This is a genomic window from Corynebacterium falsenii (assembly GCF_020099275.1).
GTDB classification, from domain to species: Bacteria; Actinomycetota; Actinomycetes; order Mycobacteriales; family Mycobacteriaceae; genus Corynebacterium; species Corynebacterium falsenii.
Genome location: NZ_CP083646.1, coordinates 1,273,445 through 1,297,924 on the forward strand (window position 1 = coordinate 1,273,445; position 24,480 = coordinate 1,297,924).

Annotated in this window: 21 protein-coding genes; 6 read left to right on the forward strand and 15 right to left on the reverse strand. The window is 64.0% G+C overall.

Annotated features, from left to right (window positions below):
* Positions 1-3 precede the first annotated feature (3 nt).
* Together LA343_RS05635 and LA343_RS05640 are read right to left on the reverse strand one after the other, a co-directional pair.
* Positions 4-1,494 carry a VirB4 family type IV secretion system protein gene (locus LA343_RS05635; protein ID WP_025402372.1) on the reverse strand — a complete coding sequence of 497 codons (1,491 nt, stop codon included), beginning with the start codon at positions 1,492-1,494 and terminating at the stop codon, positions 4-6.
* Positions 1,491-2,270 (reverse strand): hypothetical protein, encoded by a 780-nt coding sequence (locus tag LA343_RS05640; RefSeq protein ID WP_025402373.1) that lies wholly within the window; start codon positions 2,268-2,270, stop codon positions 1,491-1,493. The genes LA343_RS05635 and LA343_RS05640 overlap by 4 nt, the downstream gene beginning before the upstream one ends.
* Before the next feature lie 108 nt (positions 2,271-2,378).
* Between LA343_RS05640 and LA343_RS05645 the strand changes: the two genes are divergently transcribed.
* Entirely contained in the window at positions 2,379-2,903 is a 525-nt protein-coding gene (locus tag LA343_RS05645; protein ID WP_025402374.1) for a hypothetical protein, read from the forward strand.
* A 14-nt stretch (positions 2,904-2,917) separates the two neighbouring features.
* Here the strand turns inward: LA343_RS05645 and LA343_RS05650 are convergent, their stop codons facing one another.
* From LA343_RS05650 to LA343_RS05710, 13 genes are all read right to left on the reverse strand, one after another.
* The gene (locus LA343_RS05650) at positions 2,918-4,378 is read right to left on the reverse strand and encodes an SCO6880 family protein (RefSeq protein ID WP_025402375.1); all 1,461 of its coding nucleotides are present in this window, start codon (positions 4,376-4,378) and stop codon (positions 2,918-2,920) included.
* A 5-nt stretch (positions 4,379-4,383) separates the two neighbouring features.
* Entirely contained in the window at positions 4,384-5,790 is a 1,407-nt protein-coding gene (locus LA343_RS05655; RefSeq protein ID WP_025402376.1) for a TrbL/VirB6 family protein, read from the reverse strand.
* 30 nt (positions 5,791-5,820) lie between these two features.
* Positions 5,821-6,141: a DUF6112 family protein gene (locus tag LA343_RS05660; RefSeq protein ID WP_025402377.1), complete on the reverse strand. Its 321-nt coding sequence runs from the start codon at positions 6,139-6,141 to the stop codon at positions 5,821-5,823.
* A 139-nt stretch (positions 6,142-6,280) separates the two neighbouring features.
* Entirely contained in the window at positions 6,281-6,547 is a 267-nt protein-coding gene (locus LA343_RS05665) for a DUF6112 family protein (protein ID WP_025402378.1), read from the reverse strand.
* Positions 6,547-8,184 (reverse strand): M23 family metallopeptidase, encoded by a 1,638-nt coding sequence (locus tag LA343_RS05670; RefSeq protein ID WP_025402379.1) that lies wholly within the window; start codon positions 8,182-8,184, stop codon positions 6,547-6,549. Before LA343_RS05670 ends, LA343_RS05665 begins: the two co-directional genes overlap by 1 nt.
* Positions 8,185-8,200: 16 nt before the next feature.
* On the reverse strand, positions 8,201-8,884 hold the full coding sequence (locus tag LA343_RS05675) for a hypothetical protein (protein ID WP_025402380.1): 684 nt from the start codon (positions 8,882-8,884) through the stop codon (positions 8,201-8,203).
* Positions 8,885-8,917: 33 nt separating this feature from the next.
* Positions 8,918-9,937, reverse strand: a complete 1,020-nt coding sequence (locus tag LA343_RS05680) for a ParB N-terminal domain-containing protein (protein ID WP_025402381.1) — start codon at positions 9,935-9,937, stop codon at positions 8,918-8,920.
* A 6-nt stretch (positions 9,938-9,943) separates the two neighbouring features.
* Entirely contained in the window at positions 9,944-10,810 is an 867-nt protein-coding gene (locus LA343_RS05685) for a hypothetical protein (protein WP_025402382.1), read from the reverse strand.
* A gap of 96 nt (positions 10,811-10,906) precedes the next feature.
* Positions 10,907-11,278: a hypothetical protein gene (locus LA343_RS05690; RefSeq protein ID WP_025402383.1), complete on the reverse strand. Its 372-nt coding sequence runs from the start codon at positions 11,276-11,278 to the stop codon at positions 10,907-10,909.
* Complete coding sequence (locus tag LA343_RS05695) at positions 11,275-12,036, reverse strand: DUF2637 domain-containing protein (protein ID WP_052337637.1); 762 nt, start codon at positions 12,034-12,036, stop codon at positions 11,275-11,277. The genes LA343_RS05690 and LA343_RS05695 overlap by 4 nt, the downstream gene beginning before the upstream one ends.
* A 29-nt stretch (positions 12,037-12,065) precedes the next feature.
* A complete protein-coding gene (locus LA343_RS05700; RefSeq protein WP_025402385.1) occupies positions 12,066-13,004 on the reverse strand; it encodes a bifunctional DNA primase/polymerase in 939 nt (312 codons plus the stop codon).
* Complete coding sequence (locus tag LA343_RS05705; protein WP_025402386.1) at positions 13,004-14,083, reverse strand: ArdC-like ssDNA-binding domain-containing protein; 1,080 nt, start codon at positions 14,081-14,083, stop codon at positions 13,004-13,006. The genes LA343_RS05700 and LA343_RS05705 overlap by 1 nt, the downstream gene beginning before the upstream one ends.
* Positions 14,084-14,279: 196 nt before the next feature.
* Positions 14,280-15,248: a helix-turn-helix domain-containing protein gene (locus tag LA343_RS05710; RefSeq protein ID WP_025402387.1), complete on the reverse strand. Its 969-nt coding sequence runs from the start codon at positions 15,246-15,248 to the stop codon at positions 14,280-14,282.
* A gap of 134 nt (positions 15,249-15,382) precedes the next feature.
* On the opposite strand from LA343_RS05710, the gene LA343_RS05715 reads away from it, so the two are divergent.
* From LA343_RS05715 to LA343_RS05735, 5 genes are read left to right on the forward strand one after another with little or no spacing between them, the layout of a single operon-like run.
* The gene (locus LA343_RS05715; protein WP_025402388.1) at positions 15,383-15,583 is read left to right on the forward strand and encodes a helix-turn-helix domain-containing protein; all 201 of its coding nucleotides are present in this window, start codon (positions 15,383-15,385) and stop codon (positions 15,581-15,583) included.
* Positions 15,584-15,588: 5 nt separating this feature from the next.
* Positions 15,589-18,861, forward strand: coding sequence for a helicase-related protein (locus LA343_RS05720; protein WP_025402389.1), 3,273 nt, complete (start codon positions 15,589-15,591; stop codon positions 18,859-18,861).
* Positions 18,854-19,519 carry a DUF4391 domain-containing protein gene (locus tag LA343_RS05725; protein WP_025402390.1) on the forward strand — a complete coding sequence of 222 codons (666 nt, stop codon included), beginning with the start codon at positions 18,854-18,856 and terminating at the stop codon, positions 19,517-19,519. Before LA343_RS05720 ends, LA343_RS05725 begins: the two co-directional genes overlap by 8 nt.
* Positions 19,520-19,523: 4 nt before the next feature.
* Positions 19,524-21,386 carry a site-specific DNA-methyltransferase gene (locus LA343_RS05730; RefSeq protein ID WP_025402391.1) on the forward strand — a complete coding sequence of 621 codons (1,863 nt, stop codon included), beginning with the start codon at positions 19,524-19,526 and terminating at the stop codon, positions 21,384-21,386.
* A 5-nt stretch (positions 21,387-21,391) separates the two neighbouring features.
* Positions 21,392-24,472 (forward strand): type III restriction-modification system endonuclease, encoded by a 3,081-nt coding sequence (locus LA343_RS05735; protein WP_025402392.1) that lies wholly within the window; start codon positions 21,392-21,394, stop codon positions 24,470-24,472.
* The last annotated feature ends 8 nt before the right edge of the window (positions 24,473-24,480 follow it).

Consider the following 24,480-nt stretch of genomic DNA (forward strand, 5'->3'; position numbering starts at 1 on the left):
CTCTTAAACTTTGCTGGTCATGCGGGTGGTGGTGTCGAAGAGTGCGAGTTCGTCGGGGTGGAGTTGGTGCTGGCAGACGAAGGAGCGGTCTTTGATGCGCCACAGGCCTTGGCCGACGCCCAGCCCGGGTAGGAGCTTCTGTTCGGTGCCGGTGAGTCCGAGGGTGCGGGCGGTGGTGCCGAGCTGGTCGGATTCTTGGCGGTAGATGATCCTGGTCTCCGCGTTCGCTAGGAGGCTGTTGGCGAGGGATCGCATGGCGGAGCCTTGGTCGCCGACGTTTTCCAGGTCGGTGAGTTTGTGGAAGATCAGCATGTTGGCGATGCCGTAGTGGCGGGCGAGCCGCCAGTGCGCATCCATCCGTTTCAAGAGGGCGGGGTGGGACATGAGTCGCCAGGCCTCGTCGTAGATGCACCACCGCTGCCCACCGGCTGGGTCCAGGAGGGCGGACTCCATCCACGCGCTGGAGCATGTCATCAACACGGAGATCAACGTCGAGTTCTCAGCGACGCGGGACAGGTCGAGGGAGATCATCGGCAGGGTCGGGTCGAACGTGACGGTCGAGGGGCCGTCGAACAGCCCTGCCAGGTCACCTGCGACCAATCGGCGCAGGGCGTGGCCGACGAGGCGCCCGTCCTCGGCGAGCCGCCCATCCGGGTCTGCCGACCTACTGGGGGTGAGGATGTGATCGACGACCATGGGCAGGATCGGCACATCATTACCGTGCGCCGTCTCCGTCAGGGCGGTGTCGATCGCGGTGTGCTCCAACGGAGACAGGGGTCTGGTGAGTACGGTTTCGGCCAGCGCCCCGATGAGATCACGGCGGCGGGACGCGATGGTGGACGCCCACTCGACATCATCCATCCCGGAGGGCCGGTATCCCTCGTCCAACGGGTTGAGCCGAGTCGACATGCCGTGTCCGAGGACGATCGCCCGGCCGCCAACGGCCTCGGCGACGGCGGTGTGTTCACCTTTCGGGTCTCCGGGCACGTACACGCGCCGTCCGAACGGGAGTGAGCGGGTGTAGAGGCTCTTGGCCAGTGAGGATTTCCCGGAGCCGACGATGCCAGCGAGGACCAGGTTGGGGGCGGTGATGATGCCGCGGGCGTAGAGCACCCACGGGTCGTACACGAAGCTGCCGCCCGAGTAGAGGTCCTGCCCAACGAAGACCCCATCGGAGCCCAGTCCGCCCTCGGCGAGGAACGGGTAGGCCCCGGCCAGGGTGGCGGAGGTGTCCTGATGGCGCGGGAGCCGAAACCGTCCGGGTGAACGCAGCTGGGCGGGTCCGGGATCACCGGCGGCAGGCAGGTACGTGGTGGCCTTCCGCTCGGCGCGCTCCGCTTCGGCCTTCGCACGGGCCGCCTCACGTTCGGTGGCGCGCTGCTCGGCCTGGAGCCGGGCCGCAGCCTGACGACGCTGCTTCCGCAGGCGGCGCCGTTCCTTCGCCGGGGCGACAAGCACCGCCGTGTGCAGGGTCTCAGGTTCGCGAGCGGTCACAGTCCCAACCCCCGCGACTGCTTGACCGCGGCGACACCCGGATGCTCGAACCAGGACCCGTCGGGCACCGCCCTCATCGCTTCAGCATGAGCCATGGCCGCACGAGTGGGTTCGTCGTCGAGAACGTCGCCCGGTTCGATGGTGTGAAGGCGGTAGAGGCCGACGTGGCCGAAAGAGTGGTTGTAGGTCATCTGATAGTCCCCATCGCGGACTTCACGGTCGAGCACACCTGCGGGTGGGAGGTCGTAGACGTGGCCGTTCTCCATTGCCGCATCGGTCGTCTCGTCCCCGTAGTCCCAATTCCTCAAATGCTCTATGGCGGTGTCGGGGCCGTTGCGGTCGATCATGTCGAGCACCTCGTCGGCCTCCGAGCCTTGGAGGAACACGACGGAGATCCAGCGTCGGACGGGTACCTGTTCGGTGGAGGGTTCGGTGTGCCAGGCGATTCGCCCGGCTGCCGACAAGGCGACGTTGAGCCGGTCTTCTGCTTGGTCGATCAACGTCGCGGTCTGGTGGAGTTCGTCCGCGGCGGCCAGAGCATCGGCCGATCCGGACGCGTGGTCGCCGTAGTCGTCGAATGCGAGTTCCCGGTTGCTGGCGTGAGCCGACGCAAGCTGGTCGAGAACCTGCCGCAGCGACCTCACCCCCGACAGCAGATCACCGAGCACCGAGTACATGTCCTGCGGATGCTCAATGGTGCGGGTGGCGTGTGCGAGCCCGCGTAGTGCCTCGGATGCTTCCCCGGCGTCCGCGCCGGGATCATAGAACGTGGGCATGACAGCCTCCCTCATGGTCGTGTGGGAGACAGGTGCGCCACTGGACCCGTCAAGACGTCGGTCCCCATCCGTACGCTAGATGTCGGTGCCCATCCGTAGGCTTGAACCGTGGGATCGGAAGCTATTGCGCTCGTCATCGCGAGCATCTCGCTGCTCGTTGCCGGGTTGTCTCTTGGATGGCAGCTGGCTCAGTGGCTTCTCTCTGCTGGACGCCCGAAGGCCAAGCTGCTCCACGGCGTGCAGGGCCGCGGCGGCCTCGTAACAGGCCCAGTTGAGAAGTCGGGAGCAGCCCGGAATGTTGGGAACCTCCGGGAGCAGGGATTCGACGGCCCCGAGGTCATCGGCGTGCAGGTCACGAATCATGGCCGTGCGCCAGTGACGGTGGACTCGATCACGTTGTGCCCCCGAGGCGGCACCATGCGCTTCATGCCGCAGGGCGAGTTGATAGGACCACAGATGCCTCACCGGCTTGAGGCGGGGACGAACGAAAGCTGGTATGTCGACGCCGACCTCGCCAATCGCCTGGTCGCAGCTTCGAGGAATGCCCTCGACGAGCACATCAGCGGCGTCTACATGACGGTAGCGCTGGGCACCGGCAAGTCAATTACGACCCCTACGACCCTTCGCATGTAGGACCACTCCCAGCACTACACGATCCGGCACAGCGGCAGTGCTGCTGCGGTGAAGGCCTGCGCCTGCTGGCCGACGAGTAGCCGTGTCTCGCACGAGGCTTGGATCGCTGCTTGCTCTATGGCGGCGACAGCGGTGTCAAGGTCGTCGCTTGTGGCGGCGGAGACGCTGATGAGACCGGTGTAGCGGAGGATGCCGTGGCCTGCGGTGAGGTCGGCTTCTTGCTGGAGGACGTCGTGGTATTCGGCGGTCTGGCTCGCGTCTTCGATCTGTCCGATCTTCTGACGCTGCGCGGCGTCCGAGATGTACTCGGTCTTCTTCTTGCGGATGTCGCGGGCGGCTTGGTCGGAGCGCATCGGGGTGCACAGCAGGGAGAAGGATCGTTGGATGCCGTTGGAGAGCAGGATGGATGCGAGGAACCCTGGGTAGACCATTGAGCGCGGCCACTCGGAGATCCAGAGAACGGCGTGGTGGGCGGAGTCGGTGCGCAGCCGGTTCCAGGATTCGTTGACGGCGACGGGTCCTGCGGTGGCGAGGTTCTGTCCGAGTTCCCCGTGGCGTTCCAGGGTGGCGGCGACGGCGGGGTCGTAGGCGGAGCGCAGGATGACGGCGATCTGCCCGCACGTGAGCCAAGCGGACGGTGCCAGGTCGGCGGAGCGTAGCGCGGCGACGAGGGTGTTCATTTCTTGGCGGAGGACGGCGGCGCCACCGCGGATGCCGCCGCCTGCGGTGCGGATCTGCCGGGCGGCTGCTTTCATGTCGAGAGACAGTGACAAGGTGGTGGCGTGGCGTTCGCCTGCGGGTCCGGCTCGGTCGATGAGTTCGCTGTAGGTGGTGGATGCCCAGGACGAGTCATGGGTGCCGTGGGTGGACCACCATTCGGCGAGCCCCGTGCCTGAATCGGGCAGGGTGCGTTCGAGGACTTGGAGCATGGAGACCCGTCCGGAGCGGCATACGGTGGCCAGCACCCGGCTCCAGGAGGTGACGCGTCGTTCCTGTTCGCCGGGGTCCAGCAGGACGAATGCCGGGTGGGTCACGGAGATGACGGCGGTGAGTGTGGCCGCGGTGGGGTCGTGGATCATTCCGGCCCCGGTGATGGGGTCGCGGTACTCGCGCAGCCGTGCAGTGTCCCCGGGTAGGGCGAGGGTGCCCGCGGGTCGGGGTTTGACGATACGGCGGCGGTAGAGCAGCTGGCCGCCGGTGGTCTTCCAGATCCACCAGAATCCGACGGGCACCCATTCGACGATCGGGCGTCCGGCCAGGGGTATCCAGGTGAGGGCTGCGGATAGGACCCAGATGGGTGCGGTCAGGGCGATGAGGATGCCGCCTCCTGCGTAGAACGCCCACACCAGGGTGGCGATCCCGACGCCCAACGTCACCAGCTGTGACAGGGAGAGCCCGAGGAGGATGCCTCGGCGTGTCAGCCGGGAGAACTTCACTGGCACCAGGTCGGACCCGGGAGTAGTGCTTGACGTCATGGTGCTCACTCCTTGGGTGGCTGGGGTGCGGGCGGATCAGCCGGTGGCTTCGGCTCGGCGGGTGGCGGGTCCTGCGGTGGTGCGGGGTCACTCGACGGTGGGTTCGGTTGGGGCGTCGACGGCGGTGGCACACCCGGGTCACTCTGCTCGGGTGGCGGGGTGCTTCCTGGCTGGTCGGCAGCGTCAGCGGCCGACTCGGCCTGGTCGCCGACCTCGTGGCCGAGCGTGGGCCCGGCCTCAGCGGCTGTTTCGGCGACTTCAGCAGCAACGACGACCGCCGCTGCGGGCCCTGCTGCCGCGGCAGCACCTCCACCGGCTCCTGCGGGTTCAATGGTGGCGGCTGTGGAGCCCGACGTGGGTGCGGCCTGCGTGGGTGGTGCAGAACCACCGCCGCCTCCACCACCGCCTCCTCCGCCGCCTGACCCGGAGCCGCCTCTGTCGCCGCCGTCGAGGACCTTCTTCACCCCATCGGTTTGCGGCTTCGACGGGACAGGGACGGGCTGGTTGAGTGCGCCCTTGGCTTCCTGCTCGGTGCCCATGGCGTGGTAGAGGTCGAAGCCGAGGAAGGAGATGAACCGGTAGACCATGTAGGGGGCGAACGCGGCGATGAACAGCAGCACGATTCCCGTGATGGGTTCGGTCACCGCAGACAGGTCCGCCTCGATGGGTGTGGCGACCTGGGTGATCGCGATGAGGAAGACGACGACGAGGACCAGCTTGGAGACAATCAATGCCACGACGAAGGCCGCCCACTTGCCGATCCAGGAGCGGGTAACATCCCACGCGGCACCGGCGAACGCGACCGGGGCCAGAACGATCGCCACTAACAGCAGCGCCTTGCGAATCAGAAGACTGAACCAGACGATGGCGACCGCACAGATCATGAGCCCGGCCAGGAAGATCGTCACGATCGCGCCCACGCCTGGCGCACTGATGTTGATCGCGGTCAGGCCCGCGGTGAGCAGGGCGATCTTGTCGCCCATGGTTCCGGTGGTTTCCCCTGCTGCTTGGACGATGCCGATGGAGAGTTGGTCGACGATCTCCAGTGCGGTGGCGGTCAGGGTGATGACGAGGAAGGAGCCGAGTACAGCTTTGCCCGCGCCGAGGGCTGCCCGGGCGAGGGCGGAGGGTTCTCGGCGGATGAGGCCGAGGATGAGTTGGAAGCAGAAGAAGAGCAGGACGATGAGCACGCCGATGCCGAAGAGCAGGTTGTACACGTCCAGGTAGCCGTCTGCGGTGACGTCGACGAGGGTGGTGGAGTCGAAGACTTTCCACATGGCCTCGATGAGCCATCCGGCGGCCTGGCCCATGGTGGAGGCGAGCCAGTCGAAGGGCGCCGACACGAGGGTGGCGGCGGCTTCTCCGGCGGCGTCGCACACCGTTGAGATGACGGGAACATCGCAGACACCCATCACAAACCTCCCAAGAGTGAGTGGATGGGGTTAGACCTGTTGGCCGACGTTCCAGAAGAAGTTGATGAGCGTGACGGCGGCGCCGCAGATCACGGCCGCACCGCAGGAGACGAGGACGCCGATCTTGCCGCGCCCTGCCAGGTGCGGGTTGGAGGAGTTGGAGCCGAAGCCCCAGACGATCGCCGAGATGATGAGTGCCAGGACGGACAGGATCAGTCCGATGGTCATCACGGCGCCAACGATGGTGCGTAGCTGGGAGATCCCGGGCAGGCCGGAGTCGTTGGGGCTGATGTCGATGTCCATGGGCAGTATGGCGGGCAGCTGGACGAGGACGGATGCGAGGTCGATCACGATGGACTCCCAAAGATCAGAACCACCCGGCGGGCGGCAAACGAGAAACATGGTCGACCAGCAGGTGCACCATCCGTCCCCACAGCAGCAGAAGGCCCGCCCCGGGAGACGATCCGAGGCGGGCTAAAGACGGGGCAGCTCAGAGCTGTTCGCCGAGATTGATGAGCCAGTTGATCCAGGCGACTCCGGTCCCGGACAGGGCTGCGGCGCCCAGGGCGACGAGGACGCCTGCGCGGGCTTTCGTGGCCACGTTGGTGTTCCCTGTGCTGCTGGCGATGGCCCAGATGATGGCGGAGACGATGATCATGAGGACCGCGATGACCAGGACGATGGTGAGGGTGGCGCCGATGACGGTCTTGAGGTCGCCGATGCCGCTCAGGCCGCCGAAGTTGGGGAACACGTCCATCACAGGGCTCCTTCCCTCACGGTGATGTGCAGATGGTCGTAGTGGCCTCCGGTGATGTCAGAGGGGTCGTGCATGCCGCCGCCGTTGTAGGGGCGCCAGCCCTCAGCGTCGCGGTCAATGTTCCAGATGGTGCCCTGCCAGATCAGGTAGTGGACGCCGAGGGTCTCGGCGTGGTCTTTGACCCAGTTGGTGACCTCCCACCCGGCCTCCAGCTGCGCGGACGTGGGGCGCTTCCCGATGGGGTTGCCGAAGGTGATGTCGCAGGCCCGCCCGAGTGGGTGCTCGGACTTGGTGCCGGTGCGTGGCGAGTAGCAGGACCAGGCGGTGTCGGGGAAGGCCTGCTGGGTCTGGGCCATCACGTAGGCCATGCGGGCGGTGATCTGCCCACCGGTCGTCGGATCTTCCACCAGTGCATCGGGGTCCCCTCCGGGGAAGGCAGCGGGGTCGCCCGCCGTGCTGGACGTCGAGCAGCCATCGCTGTCGGTGTTGCCGGTGGCTTCGGGCAGGTCGGCGGCGTTGTGGTCGTTGAGCCAAGGTGCTGGGTCGATGGCCTCACTGTCGGTGCCGCCGGGGCGGACCTCGAAGTGCAGGTGCGGTCCTGTGGAATGGCCAGACGATCCGACGTCGCCGATGTGTTGGCCCGCTGTGACCTGTTGTCCAACGGTGACGTGGATGCCGGTCTCCCACATGTGGATGTAGGCGGTGGCGAGGGTGCCGCCGTCGATGTGGTGTTCGATGACGATGATTCCGCCGCCCGTCTCGGTGTATTGGGCGCGGGTGACGGTGCCGTCAGCTGCGGCCATGATCGGTGTGCCGTCGGGGGCGCCCAGGTCGATGCCGGAGTGGATGCGGGATTCCCCGTTGATCGGGTCGACGCGCGGCCCGAACTCTGAGGTCTGCACCCACGTTCCTTCCGGTAGTGGGAACACCACCCGGGAGGTTTCACCCGTCACCACAGGCACTGTGCCGGAACCGGTGCCAGTCCCTCCAGTGGTGAGGGTGGTGAGGATCTTCTCGGCGACGGGCGCGTAGTTGTCGTACCGGTCGGGGTAGGCGGAGACTTCCACGGCTTGGGCGGCTTCGCCCTTGCCCATCTGTTCCCATCCGGGGATGTCGAGGAGGCCGCGCGGTGAGGGGTAGTTCGGTCCGGTGGGTCCGCCGAAGAATGCTGCGACCTGGTATGTCGGGTCCATGAGTTGTTCGACGGTGCCCCACCCGGATTGGGGGCGCATCTGGAACAGACCGAGAGAGTCGTGGTCTCCGCCGTTCCCGTCGTTCGGGTAGTCCCCGGATTCGGGGTAGGTGCCGGTGTTGGCGAGCATGCGCAGTGTCGACTCGGTGAGCGCTGCCATCAGGGCGATCTGGAGACCGTCGCGGGTGACGCCGTCGATCTTGGAGCCTTCGGTGATGATGGTCGCGGCGTGGGTGAGCTGCTGATGGTTCAGGGTGAATGTTTCCCCGGCCGCGGTGGTCACTTCCAGCGAGTCCGGGAGGTTTCCGACGCTGATGCCCGTGCTGCCGGTGGTGGTGCAGGACGCGTTGGCGGCGGGGTTGACGATCAGTGCGACGCCGACCAGCCCGAGCATCGGCCCCAGGACGACTAGGGCCGCGGCGAGGAGCGCTATCTTCTTCAACATGACGGTCTCCTGCCTGTCAGTCCAGGGGGTTGTCGAGGCCGGACAGGCGCAGCAGATGGCACGTCTCTTCGGGTGGGCAGGCGATGAACACTGTGAACGCCACGTCGCGTTCGGCTGAGGTCGGTGCGCCGTTCCAGACGCCGTCGCGCTGCCGGGTGCCGTGAATCGTGTAGGCGATCGCTCCGGGTGGGAGCTGGCCGGGGTGCGCCTGTTCGACGGCCTCATTCCAAGCGTCGGGCACCTGGATCGAGTCGATGGTCAGCGTCTGCGTGGTGGCGTACTGGCGCAGGTCGATCCACGCGTCGCGGGTGGGCAGGTAGGTGGCGATGTCGGCGGCCAGGCCCGCTTGCTCTTGGCCGGTCGGGTCGCCGACGTCGAGGAGGACAGCCGTGTAGTCCAGGGGCATGAGGCCGGTGGTGGTGTCCCAGGTGAACAAAGCGAGGGCGACATTGCCCGCGAACGTCTCCGGGTCGCGGCTTCCTCGCACGACGGGCACCTTCGGCTGCGACGGTGTCGGCGTGGCACCCGGGGTGTCCGCTTCGGTCGCGGAGGGCGCTGGCGTCGAGGGCTGACTCGACGGTTTCCCTGGTCCGGCGAGGAGGCCGTAGACGCCGAACGCCACCAGCACCAACAGTGCGGTGCCGGTGGCGATCAGGGTGATGAGTCGGCGTTGAGGGTGCAAGTCGGTTGGAGTCTTCATACGCCGTAGGTACGCCGAGCGCCCCAACTGCGCTCAGATGGCCTTGAGATGAGGACGCTGTTCCGTGCCAGTCAGCGTGGGCGTGGTGAGGGCTGCGCGGATCTGTTCGGCGAAGGCTGTGGCGTCATCGACGAAGGTGAAGAACTCGTCAATCTCGGCCGTGGTGAGCTTCTCGACCAGGATCACAACGTCGAAGTGGTCCCACCAGCCGGGCGCGAAGCCCTGCCACGTGTGGACGAACGTACGCGGCGGCCACGCCTCCGGCTCCGAGACGACGGGAGCTTTCGGCTTGGTCGTGGCCGGTCGCTTCTTGCCTGCGGCGCGCTGCTCGGCTTGGAGCTTCGCGAGTGCCTCTTCCGCCAGATGCTCAGCGTTCTCCGAACGGGAGGTGCTGGCTGCGGCGGTGAGGTCGCGGACGCGTTGCCAGGCCGGATGCACGGGAGCACCCTGCTCAATGCTCGCCAGCTCGTGCTCGGCCACGTGTCGGATGTGTTCGGGCTGGTCGGGATCGGCTGCTACATCTTGGAGCCAGGTGACCTTGTCCAGCGTGGCATAGGAGGCGCCGCCCGGGATCATGTCGGCGGCCTGCTTGCGGCGGTCCCCGGAAGACTCTGACGGTCCCGCAAATTTTGCGGGACCGTCATTCCCAGGTTGACGCTCACTGGAGAACTGGGTCGCTTCCTTACGGCGGTCGGCGTCCTCCCGTAGCAGGTCGTTAATCTCTCGATACAGTCCGGCCTGTTCCAACTGGGTGAGCGGCTTGTGCATCACGTTGTCGTCCTGCTCGGCCAACAGGTAGGCCAGCGGGTCAGAGATTCCCGAGCGCACCCATACGCGTACGGTCTCCCACCCGAGTTTCTTGATCGCTGCCAGGCGCCTGGCCCCACAGACGAGGACCCCGTCGGGGGTGATGGTGATCGGCTGAAGTAGCCCATACTTCTGGACCGACGCGGCGAGGCCCTCAATGTCTCCGAGGTCGTGGCGGTGGCGTGCTCCGACTTGGATCGAGCTGACGGTCCGGTCCAGTTCGATGTGCCCATTGCTCGCACCCACAGCGGTTCACCCGGCCCTGCCCGGAGCGGCGAGCGCAATGGCGAGGATGAGGTCCTCGTCGTGGAGGATCGAACGGATGGGTTCGCCGATGACCAGGCGCATGAGAATCCCGCGTCCGGCTGGGGTGGCCTGCAACGCGGGATGTGGGTGGCCCAGGAGAGCGTGCAAGAGGACACGCCAGGAGTTCTGCGGGATGTCCAGGAATGCGAGCGCGTGTTTGTCGCGGCGCAGTCCCTCGTAGGCCGCCATCCGTGACTGGGTGCGCGAGAGAGCGGTGGTCACGTAGTGGATGGCGATGCGGGCCGTGTCTGCTGGCCAGCCGAGCCCGATGAACATGGCGACACATTCATCGACCGCGTTCAGTGCCGACATCGCTTCCTCGGATGCCGCTTCCGTGCTCTCATCGCGGTCGTCGAGGGTGGGGTCGTCGATGTGGTCGTAGACCTGGAAGGACGGGTGGTAGTCCGGTAGCGGGGTCTCTCGGTCCGAGATCCGCTCGGGGTCGTGGAAGGCCTCGTACTTCTTGCGGCGGGCCTGATGGGTTGAGCACAGCAGCCCTTGGCCGCGTTCCTCGGCCATGCAGGACAGCTGGACGGCGTGGGTGACGACGGCCCAGGGATCTCGCGCGGTGCGGGTGGATTCGTTGCGCATCGCTTCGAAGGCGGCGCTGGCGGCCTCCCACGGGTCCAGCCCGTGCTTGCGGGCCAGCCCCGCGTACTTGTCGGCCGCATAGGCTACGAGGGCGTCGGCGGTGCGGTCGTGCTCCCAACTGGTGGGGCCTGCCTCGTGGAGCCGAATGAGGACTTGGCGCAGTCCCTCACCGGTCGTGAAGTCCTCACCCGATTCTGATGGTGTGGTCGTGGTGGTGGTCATGGTTGCTGGTACCTCCTTGACCAACAGGTGCGCACCCGCTCCCACGTCATCACACGGCGGTAAGCGGAGGTGTCCTGCTGGTCTTAGTTCCACGGGTCAGGGAATGCCGACCGAATCCCTCGTCATCGGCTCGGTGGCGTGCCCGCGTCCGAAAGCGGAAACCGGTGGGAGTCTGCGCGCCCTGGCCGCTACGGCTCGGGCGCTGGTGGCTGCGGCGTGGCGGGAGCGGCGGGCCATGTCGGCCTGGAAATCGATCCCGGCGCCAGCGACCCGGGAGCCGCTGCGTGCCATCAGGTCGGTGGGGCGCACCCAGTCCACACCGCGGCCCGCCCGCTGGTGCACAGACAACGTCGGGTCGAGGGCAGGGTCGTTGTGGTGGATGCTGGTGGCTTCGATGGCGTCGGGGGTGCCCGTAGCGCCAGCAATGTCACCGGCTACGGGGTCTGGGGTCTTCTCGTCGGTACTCATGAGTTCTCCTCGATGGTTGGTGCCTGATCACTCAGGGCTTCTGGTGCGTTGTTTGTGTCCGCCTCATCGGCAGGCACGTCGTCGTCTGGGGATTCGGTCAGCGCCGTGAGCCAGCGTCCGATGGTGGAGGGGTGGACGCCCAGCTCGCGGGCGATCTGCTTGTTCGACCACCCCGCCTCGTGTAGGTCCGCCGCCCGGGTGCGGCGATCCATCGAAAAATCCGGGGCGTGAAAGTCGCCGTTTGCAGATTGGTTACCCGTCCCGGCAGCGGTCAGTACTGATGAGGCCCGACCCTCAAAGAGTTCCGGGCTGGCGGTCAGCGGTTCCTCGGCACTGTCGGGCCACAGACGGACCGCAGCATCGTGAGGATTCGTGTCGGCTCTGGCTTCGGGCGGTCGGGTGAGGATGACGGTCAGGTGGGTGATCGCCAGCAGCACCACGGGCGGGACCGCGGCCACGGCCCCAGCGAGAATGCCGGGCACATCGGAGTCGGCGGCGATGACGGCATGAATGGCGTTCGCCGTCACCGATACACTTGCCCCGCCGATGAGCAGAGCCCACGGGTACCAGGAGGCGCGGGTTCCGGCCAGGGCAACGACGGCGACCGTCGCGACGACGATGATTCCGTCGACGATCAGCGGCCACGCCCACGCCTGCCCCGCCCCGATCCCGGAGCGGCGCGCCAGGTCGGCCAAGGAAGTGAAGGACAACCAGAACGCGCCCATCGCGATGAACACGGTCCCTGCGACAGCTGTCATGACGGCCCAGCGGCTCCCAGCCTGGCCGTTCACGACAAGCTCCGAGCAGGAGGCGGCAGTGGTGGTGAGCGGTCCAGCGAAGCCACCGGCGACGGCTGGCTGGGCGCAACTTCGGTAGCGCTGACGGGTGCGGTGGTGACAGTGCGGTAGGCCGACCGCACCGTCACGGTCACTTCGCGCACGGAGAGCCCGGCCTGGCCACTGGCGGTAGTGAGCACGTCGAGTGTTTGCCCGGGAGGGACGTGGTGTTCGGCCATGGTGCAGGCCGCCCAGAACAATCCGTGGTTGCGTTCGCCCTCCTGGAGGCGTCCGACCCATGCGGCGAGACTTTCAAGATTCACCCCGCGATCCATCGCCTGCGGCTGCGGGCGGTGTGTCCGCGGCGGAGGTGGATCGAGGAACCGGCGCAGCCGCCCAGCGTCCAGGGGCTGAGGCTGGTCGCGGGTCACCTGCTCCAGCCGGTAGGAGCACCGCTGGCCGCCGATGATTCGGCTGGACGGCGGGACGATGATGTATCCGCCGTCCCCGCGGAAGTCGATCCCCGCACGTGCGGCTTGCCACGATCGTTGCTCGGTGCCCGGGTCGGCTGGGTAGTAGGCGTGGAGCCCGTCAGTGGGGGTCTGGATGAGGGCTTCCCATCCCGCCAGGAGTCCTCCGCGATCGGCGCGGTCCAGGGCGACGTACCCGTTGGCTTGCCCGTGGACATCAACGTCGACGACAACGAGGCCCGAGGCGGCGCCGGTCGGCATCCCAATATTCGCCCCAGGGGTCGCGGACCACCACTGCCGGATCTGGACGAGGTCTGTGGTGGCGTCGTGGAAGCCGTGCCGGGTCATCGGCTGCTTCCCACCCACCGCGACCGGAAACACGGGAACTCCAACAGATCCCAGCGCCATCGCTGCTTCGCCCGTCGAGGCTCCGGGCGGCATGCGCATCAGCGTCTGAGTGAAGGCGGAAAGGTCAGGCATTACAGGCCCCTGGCCTCGGCAAGTACAGGATCTCGCCGCGCTGGTGCTGCTCGGTCAGCCGCCACAGTCTGCCTCGTCGCATTACGCGCTGGGGTGTCGCGTTCCAGCCCGGGAGGAGTGCCGTTGCTGGTCTGTGCGGTGTCGAGCTGGTCGAGAATCTTCAGCGCGACCGTGCGGACGCGTTCTCCCGTGGCCTTGACGACCTCAGCGGGCTCGCGTCCCTCGACCTGTCCTGCCCAGCCGGAGACGTACGGGATCGTGTAGCCGGAGGTGTCCATGCCATGGGCTGCTCCCACCATGAGGGCGACGGATTCGGCTTCGACCTCGCTGATCCCACGATGCTGGCGCGCCTCCGGATTGTCGGGTCCGTGCATGAGGACGTGCCCCAACTCGTGGGCCAGTGTCTTCACGCGCGCAGCGGCATCCATGTCGCTGCGCACGGTGACGGTGTGGGCGGCGTAGTCGGTGACCCCATTCGCCCCATAAATCTCCGACGCCGCGGTGACATCGACGAGGTCGAAACCTTCGGCCTTCACCTGAGCGGCTAGCCCCTCCCACAAACCTTGGGGTGCTTCGCCTTCCAGCAACTTGGGCCGCGGTGGCTCAGGAATGTCGTCGCCCGCTGTCTGAGAGGCGTCCCACACGTAGGCCGGGCGCACTCCGACCATCTTCGAACGCACCGCCTCACCGGGCCGCGGCTTCTCAAACTTCCCCAGTCGCCGCCACGACTCGGCATCTTGTGGGGTGGGAGAGGCGAAGCGGCCGGTGACCGGCGCGATGATCTGATAGCCCGGCTGGCCCTTCTGGACTTGGCGCCCCAGGCCCTGCCACTGCTTGTAACCCGCCACGTACGACGGCGTCGGCTCAGGGACCAGGCCGCGCTCGAACGCGGCGGCATGCTGGGCCCAGATCAGCAGCGTGTTGTTGAAACTGCGCGAGCGGAAGTTCGCGGCGAACGCCAACGCTCGCTTCCAGTCCTCCCCAGAAACGAGCTGGTCCACGGCCGCGGTGAGTTTGTCGTGCAGCTCATCCAGGCGCGCCTCACGGGCCGCTTGCTGTTCCTCTCGTCGTGTCGCCATCTCGCTCTCCTCTTGGCCCACTGCCGGTGCCCCGAAGTGGGGCTGTGGCAATGAGGTGCGCCGAGGAGTCCAACGAGAAAGTGACGGTCAAGAAGAGATAGGGGTGGTGCAGCGCTTGGGGTGGCTGGCGGGGTTGGCCGTCAGGGACCCGGCGTGACACCTGACGCACTACCAGACAAGCAAGCCCGCGGGAGGATTACGAGCCCTCAGCGGCGGTTTCGGCCGTATCCGGTCCAGGTGTGGCCAGATCCGGACCAAGAGCCCGCCTCCGATACTCATCCGGGCCGATGCCCAGCAGGCGCGCGAACCTCTCCCGTGCGTTCGAGCGGCCCTTCCAGCCGACCATACGCCCCACTGCCGCCACGGAGCTGCCAGGTTCCTCGCGGATCAGGCGAGCCATCTCCTTGGCCCGCAACATCGACACGTAGGACATCGGCGGCAGGCCGTAGGACTCGCGGAAGGCGCGGCCGAGCTGACGCGGGGACAGGTGGGCGATCTCCGCCAGGTCACCCAGCGTCCACTTATGCGAGAGCTTCGCTTGGACGGCGTGGCCGACGGAGACGATCTCAGGGCGCAGCGGCGGGAACCGGCCGCCCTCGCCGTCCCCGGTCAATGACCGCACCGGGCCAGAAGGGATGTCTTGGTACGGCATGAGTGGCACCAGCAGGCTCAGTAGGGTGATGAACGTGGCCTCCACCTCGTAGAAGCCACCGCCCTCGGCCTGGACGCGTTCGACCTGATCCAGCAGATCACCCATCTGGGCCGCAGTGTCGCGGTCGAGGCGGGTGGCCCACATGTTGTGGCGGAAGGACTTCGCCGCGATCGTCTCCGCCTCGCGGCGGTCCAGCAGCAGACCGTTGAGTCGCCAGGTCAGCTGATCCAATAGGTAGTCCAAGGTCACGTAGGCGGTCGTGACCTTCACGCTGGGCTCGGGGATACCGCCGCACAGCGTGCCCGCGCACACGATCACCAGTGTTCCCGGGTGGGCCTGCACTTTGCCGTGTGCGGAGTGCACCAAGGAGGTGCCCTCGCGGAACAACATGAACTTCAAGCACATGTAGGCCACAGGCTCGACGACCTGGTCAAACACCTTTGTCTCAACATGGATCGGCCCAGGCGCCCGCTCACGGACAGCCTCCCCGCCGTCAGGGAAGATTCGCTCCATACCTCATTTTCGCTCACCCGCCTGTGCGGTGCACCCCACTTGGGTGGGACATCTCCGCACAAACGGGGTCCGATTCGGTAGAATCAGCACGGCGTCCCAGCCCGTGGGGCCCGCACCGTCGAGGGAGGACCAACGTGACCGAGCCGTGGCTGTCAGCAGACGACATCGCCGCCCACCTCGGCGTCACCAAGGACACCATCTACACGTGGATCGCTGACAAGGGCATGCCCGCCCACAAGATCGGCCGCCTCTGGAAGTTCCAAGCCAGTGAGGTCGACGACTGGGTCCGCAACTACGGCGCCGCAGACTCGGACTCCGCCAAGGCAGGTGACTGACTCACGTGCGCATCATCAACAACGTCACCGACCTCCTTGGCGATGACCTCAAGACCGTTCTGGCCCGAGGGTCCAAGGTCAGGATCGCGGCCTCCACGTTCTCCATCTTCGCCTTCGAAGCGCTGAAGAAGGAGCTGGAACGCGTCGACGAACTGGAGTTCATCTTCACCTCCCCGTCGTTCGTAGCTGCGGATGTGACCGACAAGGTCCGCAAGGAACGTCGCCAGTTCTTCATCCCTGCCGGGCACGCCGAGTCAGCAATCGCCGGGACCGAGTTCGAGATCCGGCTGCGCAACAAGCTCACCCAAAAAGCAATCGCACGGGAGTGCGCGGACTGGGTGCGCAACAAGGTCACCTTCCGATCCAACGCAACAGGCAGCCCCATGCAGCCGTTGGCAGCGGTTGACGACCGCGCCGCCTACTTCCCGATCCAAGGGTTCACCACCACTGACCTGGGCTATGAAAAGGGCCCGGCAGTCTCCAACGTCGTCACCAAGTTCGAGGGCGCGGCTGAAACCCAATCGTTCCTTGCCTTGTTCGACCAGATCTGGAACAACCCCGACCAGCTCGACGACGTCACACAGGCGGTCTGCGACCACATCGCCACGGTGTACGCGGAGAACTCCCCAGAGCGCATCTACTTCCTCATCCTCTACAACCTGTTCGCCGACTTCCTCGACGACATCAACGACGACGTCCTCCCCAACGACCGCACCGGCTACCAGGAAACCAAGGTCTGGAAGAGCCTGTACAACTTCCAGCATGACGCCGCCACCGGCATCATCAACAAGCTGGAAACCTACAACGGCTGCATCCTCGCCGACTCCGTCGGTCTGGGCAAGACCTTCACCGCGCTGGCCGTCATCAAGTACTACGAGCTACGCAACAAGTCCGTACTGGTGCTGTGCCCCAAGAAGCTGGCGGAGAACTGGACGAACTACAACTCCAACTACACCACCAACCTCTTCCGCGAGGATCGCTTCGCCTACGACGTCCTCGCCCACACCGACCTGTCGCGCACGAAGGGTGAATCCCTTGGCCTGGACCTGGCCCGCATCAACTGGGGAAACTACGACCTGGTGGTGATCGACGAGTCCCACAACTTCCGCAACGCCGACTACGCGGAAGAGAAGGAATCGCGCTACCAGCGCCTCATGCGCCAGGTCATCAAAGAAGGCGTGAAGACCAAGGTCCTCATGCTGTCGGCCACCCCGGTGAACAACCGGTTCAACGACCTGAAAAACCAGCTCCAGCTCGCCTACGAAGGAGAGTCGGAAAACCTCGCCAAGCACCTGAACATCTCCACCAGCGTGGAGAAGGTCTTCTCCGACGCCCAGCGGGTCTTCAACGAATGGTCCAAACTCGACGCCGAGCAACGCACCACGGACCAGATCTTGAAGATGCTGGACTTCGACTTCTTCGAACTGCTCGACTCGGTGACCATCGCCCGTTCACGCAAACACATCCAAGCCTTCTACGACACCACCGAGATTGGCGCCTTCCCCAAACGCCTCACGCCCATCTCCGTGCGTGAACCTCTCACGGACCTTCCAGATGTGCCGGGCTTCAACGACATCTTCGAACAGCTCCAGGCCCTCACCTTGGCGGTCTACACCCCGCTGACCTACGTTTTCCCGTCCCGTCGAAGCAAGTACGAGGACCTCTACGACGTCACCGCAGGCAGCGCCCACTCGAATCTGGGGCAGGCAGGCCGCGAACAGGGCCTCAAGCAGCTCATGACCGTCAACCTCCTCAAACGCCTGGAAAGCTCAGTGGAAGCCTTCCGCCTCACGCTGGGCAACGTGCAGGACTCGGTCACACACACGCTGTCCCGGATCAGCAACCACGCTGGGAATCTTGCCGACCTGGTGCCGGACATGGCAGGCCAGGACTTCGACATCGACGACGAGGACGACGCCAACATCGAGGCCCTCGCCTTCGGGGACAAGATCCGCATCGACCTGGACGACCTGGACATCGAGTCCTGGCAACGCGACCTGTGGAACGACCGAGAGACCCTGCGCGAACTCCTCGACGAGATGAACAAGGTCACCCCAGACCACGACCTCAAGCTCCGCAAGCTCAAGGACATCATCCGCTCCAAAGAGCAGCATCCGATCAACCCTGGCAACCGCAAGGTCCTGGTCTTCTCCGCCTTCGCAGACACCACCGACTACCTCTACAAGAACCTTGCGCCAGCCCTCGCTACAGCTGGACTGGAGACGGCGGTCATCACCGGTGGCAACCGCTCCCACACCACGCTAGGAAAGGGCTACGACTTCCAGCAGATCATGTCCCTGTTCTCCCCACGCTCCAAGCAGCGCGACGTGACCATGCCCGGAGAAACCCGCGAGCTGGACGTGTTGATCGGCACTGACGTCATCAGCGAGGGTCAGAACCTCCAGGACTGCGACTACCTGATCAACTACGACATCCACTGGAACCCGGTGCGCATCATCCAACGGTTCGGCCGTATCGACCGTATCGGGTCCACCAACGATTTCATTCAGCTGGTGAACTTCTGGCCCGACATTTCCCTGGACGAGTACATCAACCTCAAGGAACGCGTCGAGAACCGGATGGTCATCGCCGACATCGCGGGCACCGCCGACGACAACGTCCTCACCCAGGAAGACCCGGACGCAGCCTTCCGCAAGGAACAGCTCCGCAAACTCCAAGACGAAGTCATCGAGCTCGAAGACGTACGCACAGGTGTCTCCATCACCGACCTCGGTCTCAACGACTTCCGCATGGACCTGCTCGGCTACATCAAGCAGTACGGCGACCTGGCCACCGTTCCCAAGGGCCTGCACGCCGTCGTCCCCGCCGACCCTGCCAAGGGGCTGGTGCCCGGGGTGATCTTCGCGTTGCGCAACGTCAACGCGGACGAGCACATGAACCGTGGAAACCGTCTCCACCCGCACTACCTCGTCTACCTCGACGAGGACGGCCACGTGGTCGCCGACCATACAGAGGCCAAGCACCTGCTCGACCTCCTGCGCACCGGATGCCGCCCCTACGACCAGCCCGTCCCCAGCGCGGTCCACACGTTCAACCAAGCAACGCGCGACGGCGCCGACATGAGCGCATACTCGCAGCTGTTGACGGACGCGATCCACTCGATGATCGACGTCACCGAGGAACGCGACATCGACAGCCTGTTCACCCCAGGCCCCACCACCGCCCTCACCCAGACCATCGCCGGACTCGACGACTTCGAACTCACCGCGTTCATCGCGTTCGTCAACTCCACGGAGGAGGTGGACGCTGGTGACTGACCTGCTGTACCAATGGCCCAGCGCAGCCCGCTTCGGGCGACGGGTCCCCAAGGAGAAGTTCTACGAACACGCCAGCGTGAACACTGCTCTGCGGGAGAAATTCATCTCCGAGGTTGACCGAGTGTTCTGGGCCTACGACCTCGCGCAAGCAACGATCAACCTGGCGGGTACTGACGAGGTCCCTGATGTCGCGGTCTTCCAGGTCGACGCCAAGGAGGCGGATGTCTCCGAACCAGTGCTGAGCACCATCGACAAGTCAATCCCTCGCCCGATCATCTTCGAGGTCAACCGCGACGTCGCCGGTGTGCGCGAGACACGCATGGTCGCATCCCACAAGCAGCTCGGTGCGGGAGCTACGAAGATCAGCCAGTACTTCAGCACCGGATGGCAGCCCGCCGACACCGAGCGTCACCCACTGCCGACCGCCATCACCTTGCCTGCCCTCTACGCGGCCTTGCTCGAACCCCTCGCCAACGTCGAGGCCCGTCCCGGCGAAGGAATGTCGGAGGTCGCTGACAGACTGAAGACCGTCAGCAAGCTCGAACGCGAAATCAAGACACTTGAGCGCAAGCTCCGCACCGAAAAGCAGTTCAACCGGAAGGTTGAACTGCGCCGCACCCTCAAGACCAAACAAGCACAGCTGGAACAGCAAAGGTAAGACCATGGAAAAACTGCGCATGACATCGCCCGACCTGACCGAAGCGAACATCGACAAGCTTGCCGAGCTGTTCCCAACCGTTGTCACCGAGACCCTCGACGCCGTAGGCAATCCGCAGCGGGCTGTCGACTTCGACCTCCTCCGCCAAGAACTCTCCGACCACGTAGTTGAAGGGCCCCAGGAGCGCTACCGGCTCGACTGGCCAGGCAAGCGCGCAGCAGCTTTCACTGCCAACGCACCGATCGCCAAAACGCTCCGTCCGGTCCGTGAAGAGTCCGTCGAGTTTGACACAACTAAGAACCTCTTTATCGAAGGGGACAACCTGGACGCCCTCAAGCTCCTCCAGGAGTCCTACCTCGGCAAGGTGAAGATGATCTACATCGACCCGCCATACAACACGGGAAATGATTTCCTTTACGCAGACGATTTCGCGGAGTCCGCCGCAGAGTATCTAGAACGCACCAGTCAGAAATCGGAAACTGGCGATCGCCTGGTTGCCAACCCAGAGTCAAACGGTCGCTTTAACTCCGATTGGCTCAGCATGCTGTACCCACGGCTGAAACTGTCCCGTAGCCTTCTGTCTGAAGACGGCGCCATATTTGTTAGCTGCGATTATCACGAAAGCGGGAATCTCAAGTGTTTACTCGACGAGGTCTTCGGCCGAACGAACCTAGTTGCGGAGTTTATTTGGCAGCACAGTGTCCAACCGAAGGGCTACACCGATACTGTATCTGTCCATCACAATACGATCTTCTGCTATCGGCGCACTGACTCGTTTGCTCTCCAACCACTCGAACGAACCGCCGAGCACAACAAGAACTACCGTAACCCAGACAACGATCCTCGCGGGCCCTGGCGTGCGGGTGACGTAAGGAACGCCCTATACCGACCGAATCTGCGCTATCCACTCCCAACTCCCCGCGGCGGCACTATAGATCCGCCGGAAAATGGCTGGCGTTGGAGCAAAGAAACAATCGAGAAGAAAATTGCAACCGGAGAAATCATCTTTAATGAAGATGAAACGTCCATTACTAGGAAGATCTATCTCGACACGCTGGACGGCCGCGCAGTGGAGTCTCTATGGCTTGGAACTGAAGTCGGTACCACGCGCGAGGCAGCCAATGAGGTAAAGAAGTTGTTCGGGGGTAAAGCCCTATTTGACACTCCTAAGCCGACAAAGCTGATGGAACGCATTATGTGGATCGCTGGAGTTGGAGACGGCGACTTGGTCTTAGACTTTTTTGCTGGTTCCGGAACCACAGCTGATGCGGTATTTCGCGCAAACTCCAAAGATGGCAAGCGCAGATCTTGGATACTTGTTCAAATTGCAGAACCGGTGCCTTCAAGCTCTGAGGCCGCGAAGGCAGGATTTTCCGATATCGCAACGCTTTCACGTGAACGAATCAAGAGAGCGGGCACGAATACAATTTCGAACAACATGCTATCTGCTGGCGCAAGTGACATCGGATTTCGTGCAGTTCAAATTGACAGCACAGGATTGTCTAATGTCGCCAAAGCTGCGGACGATACCGATCAGCTGACGATCGAGGAACTTGAGCCGAGCATTAAGAATGATCGGACAGCGGAAGATCTGTTGTTCCAGGTTCTGCTCGACTGGGGGCTGGAACTTACGATGCCTATCGTGAAGGAGACAGTCGATGGGCACGAAATCTTCGACGTTGAGGAGGGAGCTTTGATTGCCTGCTTTGAGAAGTCTCTTATTCCAGAAGTCGTCCACTCAATTGCTACACGTCACCCAATACGCGCGGTCTTCCGCGATGATGGATTCGCTTCGGATGCCGCACGAATAAATGCCGAGCAGATTTTCCGTGAAGTGTCGCCTTCGACTGAAGTGAAGGCGATCTGATCGGGATGAAGCTCCAGTTTAAGGTTCAGCAGTATCAGACGGACGCAGTTGATGCGGTGGTCGAGGTCTTTGAAGGCCAGCCAAAGTATGACGGTATCTCGTATCGCGTCGATCCGGGGAAAACGCAAGCGGATATGGCTCCGCTGTACTCGGATTTGGGCCTGCGCAACGCGGAGATTGCTCTCATCGATGCGCAGCTCTTGGAGAACGTGCACAAGGTTCAGCAGACGCGGAACCTGCCGCTTTCATCGTCGTTGAAGGACAGTAAGGCTGCGCCCCATGCCCCGAATCTCGACGTTGAGATGGAGACAGGTACAGGCAAGACCTACGTCTACATCAAGACGATCATGGAGCTGCACAAGCGGTACGGCTGGTCGAAGTACATCATCGTCGTGCCGTCGATCGCGATCCGCGAGGGTGTGAAGAAGTCCTTCGACGTCACTGCTGAACACTTCCAGCAGATGTACGGCACCAAGCCGCGATCTTTCGTCTACAACTCATCTCAACTTCACGAGTTGGAGCGGTTCAGCTCGGACGCTGGAGTTCAGGTGATGATCATCAACATCCAGGCGTTCAACGCGACCGGCAAGGATAATCGACGCATCTACGACGTACTAGATGACTTCCAGTCACGAAAGCCGATCGATGTGATCGCCGCGAACCGGCCGATCGTCATCATCGATGAGCCGCAGAAGATCGGCGCAGAGAAATCTCTCAAGGCGTTGTCGAACTTCAACGGGCTGATGATGCTGCGGTACTCCGCAACGCACAAGGTCGAGCACACCAAAGTACATCGGCTCGACGCACTGGACGCCTACAACCAGAAGCTGGTCAAACAGATCGCCGTTCGTGGCATTACTGTCAAGGGTTTGGCGGGGTCTACGGCCTACCTGTACCTGGAGGCGGTCGAGATCGCGAAGGGTACGCTACCGCGGGCTCGGGTTGAGATCGAGGTCCAAACCAAAACTGGGATCAAGCGTCAGGTCAAGCGGGTAGAGAAGGGCACGAATCTCCACGATCTCTCCAATGGGCTGGAGGCCTATCGTCCAGACGGCAAGCCCCTCGTGGTGTTCGACATCGACGCGAACCGTGACGTGGTCGAGTTGAGCAACGGAGACATCGTGTTCGCTGGTCAGCTCGCCGATCGCGACGTCACGGAGGACACCAAGCGCCGCATCCAGATCCGGGAGGTGATCCGCGCCCATCTGGACAAGGAACGTGAACTGTTCAGCCAAGGCATCAAGGTACTGTCCCTGTTCTTCATCGACGAGGTGGCGAGGTACCGTGACTACTCCCGCGAGGACACACTCGGCGAGTACGCGCGCATGTTCGAGGAAGAGTATGCGCTGATTCGCGACGAGGTTCTCAGCGAGCTGGCCCTCGACGAGGCGACCGCCGCGTACCAGGCCTACCTGCGCCGCGACGAGATCCGAGAGGTCCATCAGGGCTACTTCTCGATCGACAAGAAGTCCAAGCATCAGGTTGACGGGAAGGTCTCCGGTCGCGGTGATGACAAGGGTCAGTCCACAGACATCGACGCCTACGACCTGATCCTCAGGGACAAGGAGCGACTGCTCTCCTTCGACGAACCCGTGCGGTTCATCTTCTCTCACTCTGCGCTACGCGAGGGGTGGGACAACCCGAACGTGTTCGTTATGGGGATGCTGAAGAAGAGTGACAACACAGTCTCCAGGCGCCAAGAGATTGGCCGTGGCCTCCGCTTGGCTGTTGACCAGCGTGGCGAGCGCATGGACGAAGCGACCGTCGGCGGTCGGGTTCACGACATCAACGAGCTGACCGTCGTGACCGACGAGTCATACACCGGCTTCGTCGATGGACTCCAGAAGGAGATCTCCGAGTCTCTGGCGGCCCGTCCGCGCAAGGCGAGCGTCAACTTCTTCATGGGCAAGACCATCCAGACCACCGCGGGTGAGTCGATCGTGGAGGAGCAACTGGCCCGGTCCCTCTACAACTACCTGGCGCGCAACGACTACATCGACGACGACGGCCACATCACCCTGACATACAAGGAAGCCAAGGCCGAGGGCACACTCGCAGTCCCGACGTCAGACGTCTTGCGGCCGGTGGTGGACTTCATCTGGCCGCTGGTCGACTCGCTGTACATCGACGTGCCCAAGCCCATTGACGACCGCAAGCCCAAGAAGGTTCCCCTCAACGAAGCCAACTTCGCGCGCAAGGAGTTCCAGAGCCTGTGGGGCCGGATCAACCACAAGGCCGTCTACCAGGTCGAGTTCGACTCAGACGAACTGATCCGCAAGGCCGTCGACCACATGGACAAGCACCTCAACGTGGCGTCCATGCAGTACGTCATCCAATCGGGCAAGCAGCGTGACGAGCTGGAGGCCGACGACCTGTCGAAGGGTTCGGGGTTTGCGGTGTCCACCACGGAGACTGTGACGGAGAAGGTGACGGCTGGATCGCAGGTGAAGTACGACCTGCTGGGTGAGATCGCCGAGAAGACGAAGCTGACCCGCCGTACGGTCGCCGCGATGCTCAAGGGAGTGCGTCCGGATACGTTCGGGAAGTTCCGTCTGAACCCGGAGCAGTTCATCACCGAAGCGGCGCGGCTGATCAACGAGCAGAAGGCGACCGTCATCGTGGAGCACCTCGCCTACGACGCACTCGACGAGACTTTCGACTCGGCGATCTTCACGGAGAACCAGACCAAGCAAGACCTCACCCACGCCGGTGGCAAGCTCACCAAGCACATCTACGACTACGTCGTGACCGACTCCAAGGTCGAGCGTGCCTTCGTCAACGAACTGGACACCAGCGCCGAGGTCGCCGTGTACGCCAAGCTCCCACGCGGGTTCTTCATCCCAACCCCGGTCGGGGACTACAACCCAGACTGGGCGATCGCGTTCAAAGAAGGCAGCGTCAAGCACGTCTACTTCGTCGCGGAGACCAAAGGCTCACTCTCGACCCTCCAGCTGAAGGGCGTCGAGGACGCAAAGATCGAGTGCGCCCGCAAGTTCTTCGCATCCCTCAACAAGAAGAACGACGGCGATGTCACCTACGACGTCGTCACCGACTACACCGAGCTGATGCAGCTGGTTACTGCCTGATTCATTGT

Bases quoted from the DNA above. Each gene is read 5' to 3' on its own strand.
- LA343_RS05640 (WP_025402373.1), bottom strand. From the start codon at position 2,270: ATGCCCACGTTCTATGATCCCGGCGCGGACGCCGGGGAAGCATCCGAG.
- LA343_RS05650 (WP_025402375.1), bottom strand. From the start codon at position 4,378: ATGACGTCAAGCACTACTCCCGGGTCCGACCTGGTGCCAGTGAAGTTC.
- LA343_RS05655 (WP_025402376.1), bottom strand. From the start codon at position 5,790: ATGGGTGTCTGCGATGTTCCCGTCATCTCAACGGTGTGCGACGCCGCC.
- LA343_RS05665 (WP_025402378.1), bottom strand. From the start codon at position 6,547: ATGGACGTGTTCCCCAACTTCGGCGGCCTGAGCGGCATCGGCGACCTC.
- LA343_RS05670 (WP_025402379.1), bottom strand. From the start codon at position 8,184: ATGTTGAAGAAGATAGCGCTCCTCGCCGCGGCCCTAGTCGTCCTGGGG.
- LA343_RS05675 (WP_025402380.1), bottom strand. From the start codon at position 8,884: ATGAAGACTCCAACCGACTTGCACCCTCAACGCCGACTCATCACCCTG.
- LA343_RS05685 (WP_025402382.1), bottom strand. From the start codon at position 10,810: ATGACCACCACCACGACCACACCATCAGAATCGGGTGAGGACTTCACG.
- LA343_RS05690 (WP_025402383.1), bottom strand. From the start codon at position 11,278: ATGAGTACCGACGAGAAGACCCCAGACCCCGTAGCCGGTGACATTGCT.
- LA343_RS05695 (WP_052337637.1), bottom strand. From the start codon at position 12,036: ATGACAGCTGTCGCAGGGACCGTGTTCATCGCGATGGGCGCGTTCTGG.
- LA343_RS05700 (WP_025402385.1), bottom strand. From the start codon at position 13,004: ATGCCTGACCTTTCCGCCTTCACTCAGACGCTGATGCGCATGCCGCCC.
- LA343_RS05705 (WP_025402386.1), bottom strand. From the start codon at position 14,083: ATGGCGACACGACGAGAGGAACAGCAAGCGGCCCGTGAGGCGCGCCTG.
- LA343_RS05710 (WP_025402387.1), bottom strand. From the start codon at position 15,248: ATGGAGCGAATCTTCCCTGACGGCGGGGAGGCTGTCCGTGAGCGGGCG.
- LA343_RS05730 (WP_025402391.1), top strand. From the start codon at position 19,524: ATGGAAAAACTGCGCATGACATCGCCCGACCTGACCGAAGCGAACATC.
- LA343_RS05735 (WP_025402392.1), top strand. From the start codon at position 21,392: ATGAAGCTCCAGTTTAAGGTTCAGCAGTATCAGACGGACGCAGTTGAT.